Source organism: Methylomonas rhizoryzae (genome assembly GCF_008632455.1).
Lineage (GTDB): Bacteria > Pseudomonadota > Gammaproteobacteria > Methylococcales > Methylomonadaceae > Methylomonas > Methylomonas rhizoryzae.
Map to the genome: position 1 here is coordinate 3,748,940 of NZ_CP043929.1, position 12,294 is coordinate 3,761,233.

Consider the following 12,294-nt stretch of genomic DNA (forward strand, 5'->3'; position numbering starts at 1 on the left):
TTACCTCAACTTCAAGGTCGCCAATCCGATTAACACCAAGATCACTGAAATAATCCAGAATCTGACGATGATGCGCGGCTCCGGCCAACCTTTCAACTCGTAGTGATGGTGAATCGGCGCCATCAAAAATACCCGTTTCTTCCGCATTTTGTAGGACCCCACCTGGATGATCACCGATACGGTTTCCAAGACGAAAATCCCGCCCATGATCACCAACACAACCTCCTGTCGCACCAAAACAGCCACTACGCCCAATGCGGCGCCCAAGGCCAGCGCACCGACGTCGCCCATGAACACCATGGCCGGATAGGCGTTGAACCACAAAAACCCTAGCCCCGAGCCGACTAAGGCCGCGCAAAATACGATTAATTCGCCGGCCTTGGGTATATGCGGAATATGCAAATATTGGGCAAAATTGGCGTGTCCGGATAAATAGGCGAATATCGCCAACGCCGCGGCTATCATTACGGTCGGCATAATCGCCAAACCGTCCAGACCATCGGTCAGATTGACCGCATTGCTGGCGCCGACGATCACGAAATAGGTCAGCACCACGTACCACCAGCCCATATCCAAATTGACACTTTTGAAGAACGGCACAATGAACTGGGTTTCTGCCGGCACCTGAGCGGTACGAAACAAATAAACCGCCGCGGCGAAGGCTACGACCGATTGCCAAAAATATTTGGCTCGAGCCGAAAGTCCGTCACTATTGCCGAGCAAGACCTTTTTATAGTCGTCGATGAAACCGATCACGCCGTGCGCCAACGTCACCAACAGCACCACCCAGACATAACGGTTACTCAAATCCGCGCACAGCAAGGTGCTGATGGCGATGGCGAACAGAATCATCGTTCCGCCCATCGTCGGCGTGCCGGATTTGGAATAATGAGTTTGCGGGCCGTCGTCGCGCACGCTTTGGCCAATCTTTTTGCGCGTCAGCTTTTCTATCATGAGCGGACCGATCACAAAGGAAATCACCAAGGCGGTCAACACCCCGAGAATGGCGCGAAACGTCAGGTAATGCAAAACCCGAAAGCCGCTATCGAATTGAAGTAAAAAGTCCGCAAGTAACAGTAACATTAGTGTAAATCTACCCGAAAATTGTCTACCAGCGCCGCGACTACGTTTTCCATTTTCTGCGCACGCGAGCCTTTTATTAATATGATTTCGTCACCGCCGGCCGCCGCGGCCAGTGCCTCTATTAAATCGATCTGGCGGTCGAAGAATTGCCCGCCGCCACCAAAAGCCTGCACGGTATGCCGGGCCAATTCTCCGGTAGCGAACAAGCGCTGCACCGGTTTGGCCTGAATGACTTTACCCATCTGCGCGTGCAACGCCGCACTGTCGCTGCCCAACTCTCCGAAAGCCCCCAACGCCAGCCAAACCGGCTTGCCGCAGCTATCCAGCGCGTCCAGGGCCGCTTGCAACGAGGCCGGGTTGGCGTTGTAGGTATCGTCGATGACGATATTGCCGTTTTTACCCGGCAAGGCTTGCATGCGTCCGGTAACGGGTTGCATGGTCTCCAAGCCGCTTTGAATGTCGTCTATCGCAATGCCGAATTGCAGCGCTACCGCGGCGGCGGCCAAGGCGTTTTTGACGTTGTGTTTGCCGGCCAAGGCCAAACGAATTCTGGCTGTACCCGCCGCCCATATCAGATCGAATGCAGTATCGAAACCGTTAGGGCCCAGGCCGCTTGTCACGCCTTGCGCCCGGACGTCGGCCGCGAGGTCGAAACCGAAGCTCACGCTACGCCGGCCGGCCACGCAGTGCTGCAACCAAAAATCGTAAAACGGGTCGTCCCGGTTCAACACGGCCACGCCTTGCGGCCCAAGCGCACGAAGAATCTCGCCTTTGGCCTCGGCTACTCCCCGCACACTGCCGAACCCCTCGATATGCGCCGGTCCCACGTTGGTAATTACGCTGACGTCCGCCTGCGCATAACGACTGGTGTAGGCGATTTCGCCGGGATGGTTTGCGCCCATTTCAATCACGGCAAACCGGTGCTGCGGGTTCAACCGCAGTAAAGTCAGCGGTACGCCGATGTCGTTATTCAAGTTGCCGCGGGTAGAAAGCGTGTCGCCTTGGGTCGCAAATATCGCCGCTATCATTTCCTTGACGGTGGTCTTGCCGTTGCTGCCGGTGACGCCGGCCACTTTGACCGGCAAACCGCGCCGCCAATAGCCGGCGGCTTCGGCCAGTGCCAAGCGGGTATCGCCAACGAGAATCTGCGGCAACGCGCAATCCGCAACGCGTTCCACCAATAATGCCGAGGCGCCCGCCTTAGCCGCATTGGCGGTAAAATCGTGGCCGTCGAAGGCGTGACCGCGTATCGCCAGGTACAAATCGCCCGCGACCAGCGTGCGGGTATCTATGCTGATGCCGCTTATTTCTCGGTCTGCGCCCAAAAGTTGTCCGTTAACCGCAGCGCTGATTTCGCTCAAAAGCAACTTCATAGCGGCGCCCCCCAAGCTTGCAGTGCGGCAACGGCCGCCTCTTGATCGCTGAACGGGATTTTGCGACCTTCGATGTCTTGGTAGTTTTCATGGCCTTTGCCGGCAATCACCACGCAATCTTCGGCTTGTGCCTGCTTGATCGCGGTCGTGATAGCACGATGTCTGTCGTTGATGATGCTGACTTTATCGCTCAAACAACCGGCCAAAATGTCGTTGATGATTTGGTACGCCGGTTCACTGCGCGGATTGTCGTCGGTCAGGATCACTCTATCCGCCAAAACCTCGGCTATCCGGCCCATTTCCGGCCGTTTGCCTTTATCTCTGTCGCCCCCGCAACCGAACACTACCCACAATTTGCCAGAACCTTTGGAAGCCAGCAGCACTTTTTCCAGGGCATCCGGGGTGTGAGCGTAATCGATGATCACCTGCGGCTGACCGGCGGCCCCGAATTTTTCCATCCGTCCGGTCACCGGCCGTAAATGGGCTAAGCGTTCTACCGCTGGTGCAAACGGCCAACCCATCGCCAACAATACGCTCATCACCGTCAACACGTTTTGCAGGTTGAATGCGCCCACTACCGGGGTGTAAGCCGTTTGACTGAGGTTTTGCCAAGTCACGCGAAACCTGATTCCGTCATTCGAATGCACGACCTGGTCTGCCTGCACGCACTCAGTCTGCGGGACGGTCTTGCCGGTAACGCTGAAGCCCCAACGTCGAACGGTCGGGCTCAAAGTCATAGACACCTCTCCACTATTGGGATCGTCCAGGTTAATCACCGCGAACTGCAAGGCCGGGTTGTTGAACAAGCTCAATTTAGCCTGTAAATAACTGTCCATATCGCCGTGATAATCCAGGTGATCCCGACTTAAATTAGTAAAAACCGCGCCGACGAAATCCACGGCGTTGACCCGGCCCTGATGCAATCCGTGCGACGACACTTCCATTGCCACTCGCTTTAAGCCGATAGCCGCCATATCGTGCAGCATGCGCTGCACCGCCAGGGCGTCCGGGGTGGTGTTGACGGTCGGATGTAAATTGCCGATGCGTCCCCAACCTAAGGTGCCTATCACGCCGCAGTCGGCCAAGGCTTGCGCCAAGAGTTGACTGCAGGTGGTCTTGCCGTTGGTACCGGTAATGCCGACGACTTCGAGCCGCCGCGACGGATAGGCGTAAAAGCGCGCGGCGATTTCCCCGAGCAATCGGCCCAATTCATCGACTGCCACCATGGGAACTTCTGCGGATTGCGGACACGCTCCGCCGCTCCCTTCCGGGTCGTAGACGATCGCCGCCGCACCGGCCGCCGCCGCCTGACCGGCATAACTCAAGCCGTGTTGCAAAGCGCCGTTCAACGCAATGAACACCTGCCCGGACTGCAACTGCCGGCTGTCTAAGCACAGACCGCCGACTTCGCAATCGCTGGTTAGGTCGGCAAGCCCTTCGAGTAACACGCTGAGCCTCATTTTCTAGTCAATAACAATGGCATGGTATCCATGCCGTCCGGCTCGACGCCGTAGATGCGTAAAATGCCCGCCATCACCTTGGAAAACACCGGCGCGGCGACCAATCCGCCGTAGTACTGGCCGGTGCTCGGTTCGTCGACCACAATGGCGATAACGAAACGCGGATTGCTGGCCGGCGCCATGCCGACGAACACCGATAAATATTTGTCGTGGGTGTAACCGCCGGAAGCGGAGGTTTTCTTCACGGTACCGGTTTTCCCGGCCACTCGGTATCCTTCCACCCTGGCTTGGTAGGCCGTGCCTTCCTTGCTGATCACGTGTTCCAACATATCCCGCACCTTACGCGCCGTTTCCGGCTTGAACACCCGACGCGCATCCGGGTCTTCGTCGCGTTTCAGCAAAGAGACCGAATGTACGATGCCGTCGTCCGCCAACGCGGTATAAGCCCGCGCCAGCTGTAGTATCGAGGTCGATACGCCGTAGCCGAAGGACAGAATAGCCTGATCGAATTCGTGCCAGCCTTGATAGTCCAACAAGCTGCCGCTGGCTTCGCCGGGAAAGCCCACGCCCGCCGAGGAACCGAAACCTAAGTTACTGTAAACGTTCCAGAAGTATTCGGGCGGCATGCTCATCGCGATTTTGGTGACCGCGATATTGCTGGATTTTTGCAACACCAAAGTCAAATCCATCGTGCCATAGTTGTGAATATCCTTGACCACGTTACGGCCGACGTTATAGATACCGTGCGTTTCTATCAACACATTCGGGTCCACATAACCGCCATCCAAGGCCGCCGCCACCACAAACGGCTTCACCGTCGAACCCGGCTCGAACACGTCCACCATGGCCCGGTTGCGGTAGCGATTGCTGCGTAATTCCTTTCTATTATTGGGATTAAAAGCCGGCTGGCTAACCGAAGCCAACACATCGCCGTTTTTAGCGTCCAACACCACCAACGACGCGGAATGGGCTTTATGCTTGAATAACGTTGTCTGCAATTCCCGATACGCCAAGTATTGAATGCGTTCGTCTATGCTCAGATTCAAATCCCGGCCCGGCACGGCTTCCTGAATGTTTTCCACGTCTTTTATGACGCGGCCTTTACCGTCTTTAATGACTCTTTTGCGCCCCGGTTTGCCGGCTAACAAATATTCGTATCCGTGTTCCAGGCCTTCCTGACCGACATCGTCGATATTGGTGAATCCCAATAAATGGCCGGTGGTGGCGCCGGTCGGGTAATAACGTTTGAACGCGGTTTCGAAATACACGCCGGATATTTCCAAAGCCTTGACCTTATCCGCCAAATCCGGATTGATCTGCCGGCGCAGATAAACGAAGCGCTTACCGGCATTGTTGCTGATGAATGCGTCCAGATCCTTGGTCGGCATGCCCAAGTATTTGGCCATTTGCAATTGTTTATCTCGTTCTTCGGCCTTCAACTGACGCAAATTCACCCAGATGGACTGCACCGGCGCGCTAATCGCCAAAGGTTCGCCGCTTCTATCTTTAATCTGCCCGCGGTAGGCCGGTACTTCGATAATGCCCAAATGCTGCATGTCGCCCTTGTCTTGCAAAAAAGTCCGGTTCAATACTTGCAGATACAAAGCGCGGCCCGCCAGCGCCAACATCGCGCAGGCGATGGCTCCCATGAGCAACCGACGTCTGACTGGGTAGCCCGGCAGGGCTCTATTGTCAGCGGTGTGTGCAACGGCGATTCTCATCTACGGCCTGATGTAAACAATGTCGTTTTGAGCGGGTAAGGTGAGTTGCAGACGTTGTCTGGCTTCTATTTCCACCCGCGTTTCTTCGGTCAAGGTCGACAGCTCCAACAATAAGCGGCCTCTTTCAACCTCGTAATCGTCCAACTGTTTTTCTTTTTTTTGAATTTCGATAAACAAAATGCGCGCTTGATACTTGCTGTAAATGACCGCCAGCGCGGATACCATCAGCATCGCAATCAACATACCCAGAAAAACGTTTTTAACGGCGTCCATTACAATTTCTCGGCAACCCGCATCACTGCGCTACGCGCCCTGGGGTTGGTTTTCAGTTCTTCACTCCCGGCTCGAATCGGGGCGCCGATCTTTTTAAACTGCCCTTTCACAATATCTTGCTCTTTCACCGGTAAGCGGCCTGGATCGGTTTTATTGCCTGATTCGTTTTTAATAAAGCGTTTAACGATACGGTCTTCCAGAGAATGAAATGCAATGACCACCAATCTGCCGCCGTGCGCCAAAAGCGCCGCGCTCTGCGCCAGTATTTGCTGGACTTGCTGTAATTCCTGGTTGATTTCTATGCGTATTGCCTGAAAACTGCGCGTCGCCGGATGTTTGTGCTTTTCCTTGAACGGCACGCAGGCTTCGATTAATGCCACCAACTCGGCGGTGGTGCGAATCGGTTTGTGCTTGCGTTCTTTGACGACGGCAGCGGCAATCCGCCGGGCAAATCGCTCTTCGCCATATTCGAACAACACGCGCACCAACTCTTGCTCTTCGACTTGCGCCAAATAATCGGCCGCCGTCATGCCTTGACTGCTGTCCATACGCATATCCAACGGACCTTCGCGCAAAAAACTAAAACCTCGTTCCGCAGTATCCAGCTGCGGCGAAGAAACGCCCAGATCGAGTAACAAACCGTCTACTCGCCCGGATAAATTCAGACTTTCGGCAATCGCTTTCAGCTCGGCGAAACTAGCGTGATACAAGCTGAAACGCGGATCGCTTCGTAACCGGCATGCTTCGGCGGAGCGAATGGCTTCCGGATCTCTGTCGATTGCCAACAGCCGCCCGGACACCCCGAGTTGCTGCAACACGCCGGCGCTATGCCCGCCGCGGCCAAAGGTACAATCGACGTAAATGCCGTCGGGCTTGATGCGCAGACCGGTCAAAGCCTCTTGATACAATACGGATTGATGCACGTTACCGACCGCTAAAACGACAAGTCTTCCAGATCGCTCAATCCTTCCGTATCGTCACCGTCCATCCATTCCTGTTGCTTTTGCAACCAAGCCACATCGTTCCAAATTTCGAATTTATTTAATTGGCCAACCAAATACAGTTGTTTGTCCATGTTGGCGTACTCGCGCAATTTCTCGGGCAATAACAAACGCCCTTGGGTATCCATTTCGCATTCGCTGGCATGCCCGATCAAGAACCGGCGCAATTTGCCGGCCGCTTTGTTAAGCGTCGGCAGTTTGTTAATGGTTTGTTCCAATTTTTCCCATTCGGGCAAGGGGTATAGCCACAGGCAACCGGGTTCGCCGACGCATTTTTCGTTTACCGCCAGGGTTACGATCATTTGCCGTTCGCAGCATTCATGCAATTCATCGCGGTATCGCGTGGGAATCGCAATACGACCTTTGGCATCCAAACTGATTGAACTTATGCCGCGAAACAAGATCTGCCTCAAAAAATCCGAAATTTTCCCTTTTACGCCACTTTACATCACTTCTACTCCACTATAGTTTTGTCGGGACGGATAGTCAAGAGGAGTTACATTAAAATCTCTCTTTACCTACAATGACTTACAGCACAACACCCAGGCATTGCAACGAATATTTTTTCGCCGCTCAATCTCCATTGGTATCAGTCAGTTAATTCACAAAATTAAGCTGGAATGTCATGGAAAAAGACGGCATCCACTTGAAGCGCCGACTTTTTATAAAAAATAAAAATCAATAATTACAATAAGTTATAAAATATTATCGACTTAATTTTTCGCGCAAAAACCATTTTTATCGCCAACCGGCGGTCAGCAACGGCAAATCGCCGCGAACAATAACGCCTCTGGCGACAGGCGGCTTCGCAGAAGATTTTTAGACAAGCGGAACCCAGTCCGGTGATTGGAACGGATAAGGCAGGAGGACTTGGAAGAATTACTGCGCTAACGAGGAAAGCAAACGGTTATGCACCAAGTTGGAAGTTTTTTCTAAAACATGGGACATCCCGCCACTTCGGGCAATCGGAAAAAAATCGAAACATTATCGCGGCGCCGGCGCTTGCAAGTGCGACCGAGCTTTCGCCGCACGCCGGCCCAATCAAATGGCCGGGCAAAACTCAAATCTGTTCACTAGTCATCCAACGTGGCTCCTCGGCGGGATGGTAGGTTTCGAAGCCGTCCAGCAATTGCGCCGCGGCGCTGGCGACCAGCAAAGCTTGTCGGTGCGGCGGCTTGACGAAGCGTTCCTCGACCACGTGATCCAAAAACGCAATCAGCTTGTCGTAATAGCCCGCCACATTCAACAAACCGAACGGCTTTTGGTGCAAGCCCAGCTGCGCCCAGGTCCAGATTTCGAAAATTTCTTCCAGTGTGCCGATGCCGCCCGGCAAGGCGACGAAGGCGTCGGCCAGCTCGGCCATCATCGCCTTGCGGTCGTGCATGGAGCGGGTCACGTGCAGCTCGGTCAAGTTGCGGTGAGCCACTTCTTTGGATACCAGGGCTTCCGGGATGATGCCGGTGACTTGACCGCCGGCCGCCAGCACCGCGTTGGCCACCGCGCCCATGACGCCCACGTCGGCACCGCCGTAAACCAAGCGAATGCCACGCCCGACCATTTCTTCGGCCAGAGCTTCGGCGGCGGCCAGATAATCGCCGTTACGGCCCGGGCTGGAGCCGCAATAAACACACAGGGATTTGATGCGCATGTTGCCTCCGGCAAATGGTTGAGCGCAGCAGTCTAACACCGCTTATGTGACCACCGCGACCGCATATGCACAGCGAAAAATGTCACTTGCCATCGGCCAGTCCTTCCGCGACACTGCCGGCATCCCATTGTTACCGCTGGTTGCCGCCATGAGCCATCCCGAATTTCCATTGACCGACGAATTGATTTATCTGAACCACGCCGCGGTGGCACCGTGGCCCAAACGTACCGGCGCCGAAGTGATCCGCTTTGCCGAGCAAAATTGCCGTTACGGTTCGCACTATTACCCGCAGTGGCTGGAGAAAGAAACTCAAATTCGCGAGCAATTCCGGCACTTGTTGAACGCGGCCTCGGCCGACGACATCGCCTTGGTCAAAAACACCTCGGAAGCCTTATCCTTCGTGGCCTACGGTTTGGATTGGCAAACCGGCGACAACATCGTCTCCAGCAACGAGGAATTCCCGTCCAACCGCCTGCCCTGGCAATCCTTGGCCGAACGCGGCGTCGAATTTCGCGAAGCCGATTTGCACGCCGCCGCGACGCCGGAAGATGCGTTGTTCGCCCTGGTCGACCAACGCACCAAGCTACTGACCATCAGCTCGATTCAATTCGCCTCCGGTCTGCGCCTGGATTTGAACCGGCTGGGTGCCTTCTGCAAACAGCGCGGCATCCTGTTTTGCGTCGACGCGATCCAGAGTCTGGGCGCGGTGCAATTCGACGTACTCGCCTGCCAGGCCGATTTCGTAATGGCCGACGGCCACAAATGGTTGTTCGGGCCGGAAGGCTTGGGCGTGTTTTATACGACGCCGACGGCGCGCGAGCGTTTGCATTTAACCCAATACGGCTGGCACATGATGAAAGACACTCACAATTATGAAAACCGGCCGTGGGAAATGCACCCGACCGCTCGCCGCTTCGAGGCGGGCAGCCCGAACATGCTGTGCATCCACGCGCTGTCGGCCAGTCTGTCGCTCTTGCTGGAAACCGGCATGGACAAGGTCGAAGCCTTGATCGTGGAGCGCAGCGACTATCTGAAAGCCGCGATCGATGCCGATCCGGCCTTGGAATTATTGTCCGAGCGCCACCCGCCGCTGAAATCCGGCATCGTCACTTTTCGCCATCGCCGCCGCGACAACCACGCCGTGTACCGGCATTTACAGCACTCCGGTGTGGTTTGCGCGTTGCGCGGCGGCGGCATTCGCTTTTCGCCGCACTTTTACAACAATCTGGAGCAACTCGACCGAGCGCTGGCTATCGCCGCCGCGACGCCGTGAAGCAAATGGCGGCGGCACCGCAAGCACGCCGCTTGTTGCCGGCATTGTGGCCGTTTTTACGGCCTTACCGCCGCCGGGTGTTACTGGCCTTTGCCCTGCTGTGTTCGGGCTCGGCGACCCTGCTGTTGGTGCCGTTGGCGTTTCGCGATTTGCTCGACGCCGGTTTCGGCCCAACCCGAGCGCAAAACGGCCTGCTCGGACCCATGAGTTTAAACGGGCACTTCCTGCTGATGTTCGGCTTGGCGGCCTTGTGGGGACTGTTAGTGGCCGGCCGCTATTTTCAAGTCAGCTGGCTGGGCGAACGGATCAGTGCCGATTTGCGCAGCGCGGTCTACGCCCGGGTTTTGCAGCAATCGCCGCAGTTTTTCGAAACCCTGCAAACCGGCGAAGTGCTGTCGCGCTTGAGCGGCGATACCACGCTGGTGCAAACCGTGGTCGGCAGCTCATTGTCGATGGGCTTGCGCAGCCTGTTGCAGTTTACCGGCGGCATGGTCATGCTGGCCGTGACCGATTTCCATCTGTTCGCCTTGAATATCGGCCTGACGGCGCTGTTGATTCTACCTATCGGCCTGCTTAGCCGCCGGGTCAGAACGCTATCGCGCGAATCGCAGGACAAACTGGCCGATGCCGCGGCATTGGCCGGCGAAATCCTCAATGCCGTTCCTACGGTGCAAGCCTATACCCAGGAAGCCGCTGAAAGCGGGCGTTTCGGCGAGCGCGCCGAAATCGGCTTCGCCAGCGCGATACACCGCACCCGTTTTCGCGCCGTGCTGACCGCGCTGGTCATCCTGGCGGTGATGGGTGCAATCATCTTCGTACTGTGGATAGGCGCCCGCCAAGTGCGCGACGGCGCGATGAGCGGCGGCCAGCTCGGTTCGTTCGTGTTGTACGCCCTGATGGTAGCCGGTGCAGTCAGCACCCTGGCGGAAGTATGGGGAGACGTCATGCGCGCGGCCGGCGCGGCCGAACGCTTGCTGGAACTGCTGCATGCCACGCCGGCCATCGTATCTCCGCCGCAACCTCTCCGGTTACCGCAACGCGAACTAGCCGAACTCAAATTCAGCAACGTCGGCTTCGCCTATCCATCTCGGCCGCAATCGGCGGCACTCAGCGACATCGAGCTACAGATAAACGCCGGCGAAAGCGTGGCGCTAGTCGGCCCGTCCGGCGCCGGCAAAACCACCTTGTTTCAACTGTTGCTGCGCTTTTACGACGTCGAGCGCGGCAACATCCGACTCAACGGCGTCGACATTCGCGATTTGGCCTTGACCGAGTTGCGCCGGCAGATCGCCGTTGTGGCGCAAGACGCGGTGATTTTTTCCGCCAACGCCCTGGAAAATATCCGCTACGGCCGCCCCGACGCCGGCGACGATGAAGTGATCGCCGCCGCGCAAGCCGCCCAAGCGGACGAATTCATCCGCCGTCTGCCGGACGGCTACCTGACTTTTCTCGGCGAGCGCGGCACCCGTTTGTCCGGCGGCCAACGCCAGCGCATCGCCATCGCCCGAGCCATTTTAAAGAATGCACCGCTGTTGCTGCTGGACGAAGCCACCAGCGCCCTGGACGCCGAATCGGAAATCCTGGTGCAACAAGGTCTGGCGGCGGCCATGGTCGGCCGCACCACCTTGATCATCGCTCACCGGCTGGCCACGGTACAGCAAGTGGATCGAGTCGTCGTCCTGGAACGCGGTCGCATCGTCGAAACCGGCAGCCCGGAGGCCCTACGCCGGCAAAACGGCTTGTATGCGCGGCTAGCGGCCTTGCAGTTCGGGTTGTAGCCGATCTCGCCAGCCTTCATCCGGGGCGGCCGCTGCCGCCTATCGAACATCCAGGATGCAACGGGTTTCCCTTTGTCGCGAACGCGACAAATAAGTCGAATTATTTTTTTATAATTATCAACGGCTTGTAAGTTGGTGCGATTTATGACTTCCCGATTGGATGAGTCATGCGAAACAAGCAATCATGGCTTTACCCAGCCGATTATTCACTTATCGTTTTTATGTCACAAATCATCCAATTCCCCGTCCTGAACACCCAACAAAAATCGGATATAGATGCGGCCATCGACCAAGCACTGATGCAGGTTCCCAAAAAAGACCGGGAAAAGCTCAGGTTCGAGCTGATCAAAACCATCGACAGCTACGGTGCGTTTTTCACCGAATGGTCCTTAAGCCTGCCCGCCGATAGCGACGAAACGTTTAAAAAGCAAATCTACGATATTGCGCATCAGGAACACGATAGAAAAATCAGAATGCTGAAAGATATTATGCGGCTGAAGATTCAAGTGCTGGTTGCGGAATATCATCAACGCAAGTGATTCGCTCAAGCATCCAGTCCTGCGTTCATCGCTCGCCTCATACTGATATTGAGGCTGGGGGGCGGCCGCCGACTTTCAATTCCGGCTAGCGGCTTAAAGACGTTTGTAACTATTCAGCCACTCCTACCTCTTCATTCGTTTCAGA

The 12,294-nt window shown here is 56.0% G+C and carries 11 protein-coding genes; 3 read left to right on the top strand and 8 right to left on the bottom strand.

Annotated elements, in window-relative coordinates; genetic code table 11:
* From mraY to F1E05_RS16740, 8 genes are all read right to left on the bottom strand, one after another.
* On the bottom strand, window positions 1–1,083 hold the full coding sequence (mraY, locus tag F1E05_RS16705; protein WP_150050453.1) for a phospho-N-acetylmuramoyl-pentapeptide-transferase: 1,083 nt from the start codon (window positions 1,081–1,083) through the stop codon (window positions 1–3).
* Entirely contained in the window at window positions 1,083–2,456 is a 1,374-nt protein-coding gene (locus tag F1E05_RS16710) for a UDP-N-acetylmuramoyl-tripeptide--D-alanyl-D-alanine ligase (RefSeq protein WP_150050455.1), read from the bottom strand. Before F1E05_RS16710 ends, mraY begins: the two co-directional genes overlap by 1 nt.
* Complete coding sequence (locus tag F1E05_RS16715; protein ID WP_150050457.1) at window positions 2,453–3,916, bottom strand: UDP-N-acetylmuramoyl-L-alanyl-D-glutamate--2,6-diaminopimelate ligase; 1,464 nt, start codon at window positions 3,914–3,916, stop codon at window positions 2,453–2,455. Before F1E05_RS16715 ends, F1E05_RS16710 begins: the two co-directional genes overlap by 4 nt.
* Window positions 3,913–5,565, bottom strand: coding sequence for a peptidoglycan D,D-transpeptidase FtsI family protein (locus tag F1E05_RS16720; RefSeq protein ID WP_232056690.1), 1,653 nt, complete (start codon window positions 5,563–5,565; stop codon window positions 3,913–3,915). The genes F1E05_RS16715 and F1E05_RS16720 overlap by 4 nt, the downstream gene beginning before the upstream one ends.
* Window positions 5,566–5,637: 72 nt before the next feature.
* The gene (gene ftsL / locus F1E05_RS16725) at window positions 5,638–5,910 is read right to left on the bottom strand and encodes a cell division protein FtsL (RefSeq protein ID WP_150050461.1); all 273 of its coding nucleotides are present in this window, start codon (window positions 5,908–5,910) and stop codon (window positions 5,638–5,640) included.
* Entirely contained in the window at window positions 5,910–6,833 is a 924-nt protein-coding gene (gene rsmH, locus F1E05_RS16730) for a 16S rRNA (cytosine(1402)-N(4))-methyltransferase RsmH (protein ID WP_150050463.1), read from the bottom strand. The genes ftsL and rsmH overlap by 1 nt, the downstream gene beginning before the upstream one ends.
* Window positions 6,834–6,844: 11 nt before the next feature.
* Window positions 6,845–7,312, bottom strand: coding sequence for a division/cell wall cluster transcriptional repressor MraZ (mraZ, locus tag F1E05_RS16735; protein WP_150050465.1), 468 nt, complete (start codon window positions 7,310–7,312; stop codon window positions 6,845–6,847).
* A 659-nt stretch (window positions 7,313–7,971) separates the two neighbouring features.
* Complete coding sequence (locus tag F1E05_RS16740) at window positions 7,972–8,559, bottom strand: LOG family protein (RefSeq protein WP_150050467.1); 588 nt, start codon at window positions 8,557–8,559, stop codon at window positions 7,972–7,974.
* A 148-nt stretch (window positions 8,560–8,707) separates the two neighbouring features.
* Here F1E05_RS16740 and F1E05_RS16745 point away from each other — a divergent pair, with 148 nt between their 5' ends.
* The 3 genes from F1E05_RS16745 to F1E05_RS16755 all read left to right on the top strand — a co-directional run bounded on the left by F1E05_RS16745 (window position 8,708) and on the right by F1E05_RS16755 (window position 12,149).
* Window positions 8,708–9,832, top strand: coding sequence for an aminotransferase class V-fold PLP-dependent enzyme (locus tag F1E05_RS16745; protein WP_150052053.1), 1,125 nt, complete (start codon window positions 8,708–8,710; stop codon window positions 9,830–9,832).
* Window positions 9,833–9,837: 5 nt separating this feature from the next.
* Window positions 9,838–11,610 carry an ABC transporter transmembrane domain-containing protein gene (locus F1E05_RS16750; RefSeq protein WP_150050469.1) on the top strand — a complete coding sequence of 591 codons (1,773 nt, stop codon included), beginning with the start codon at window positions 9,838–9,840 and terminating at the stop codon, window positions 11,608–11,610.
* A 221-nt stretch (window positions 11,611–11,831) separates the two neighbouring features.
* Window positions 11,832–12,149, top strand: a complete 318-nt coding sequence (locus tag F1E05_RS16755; RefSeq protein ID WP_150050471.1) for a hypothetical protein — start codon at window positions 11,832–11,834, stop codon at window positions 12,147–12,149.
* The last annotated feature ends 145 nt before the right edge of the window (window positions 12,150–12,294 follow it).

Excerpts from the sequence above, each read along its gene's own strand:
- mraY (WP_150050453.1), bottom strand. The coding sequence starts at position 1,083 with ATGTTACTGTTACTTGCGGACTTTTTACTTCAATTCGATAGCGGCTTT.
- F1E05_RS16710 (WP_150050455.1), bottom strand. The coding sequence starts at position 2,456 with ATGAAGTTGCTTTTGAGCGAAATCAGCGCTGCGGTTAACGGACAACTT.
- F1E05_RS16715 (WP_150050457.1), bottom strand. The coding sequence starts at position 3,916 with ATGAGGCTCAGCGTGTTACTCGAAGGGCTTGCCGACCTAACCAGCGAT.
- F1E05_RS16720 (WP_232056690.1), bottom strand. The coding sequence starts at position 5,565 with ATGGGAGCCATCGCCTGCGCGATGTTGGCGCTGGCGGGCCGCGCTTTG.
- ftsL (WP_150050461.1), bottom strand. The coding sequence starts at position 5,910 with ATGGACGCCGTTAAAAACGTTTTTCTGGGTATGTTGATTGCGATGCTG.
- F1E05_RS16740 (WP_150050467.1), bottom strand. The coding sequence starts at position 8,559 with ATGCGCATCAAATCCCTGTGTGTTTATTGCGGCTCCAGCCCGGGCCGT.
- F1E05_RS16745 (WP_150052053.1), top strand. The coding sequence starts at position 8,708 with ATGAGCCATCCCGAATTTCCATTGACCGACGAATTGATTTATCTGAAC.
- F1E05_RS16750 (WP_150050469.1), top strand. The coding sequence starts at position 9,838 with ATGGCGGCGGCACCGCAAGCACGCCGCTTGTTGCCGGCATTGTGGCCG.
- F1E05_RS16755 (WP_150050471.1), top strand. The coding sequence starts at position 11,832 with ATGTCACAAATCATCCAATTCCCCGTCCTGAACACCCAACAAAAATCG.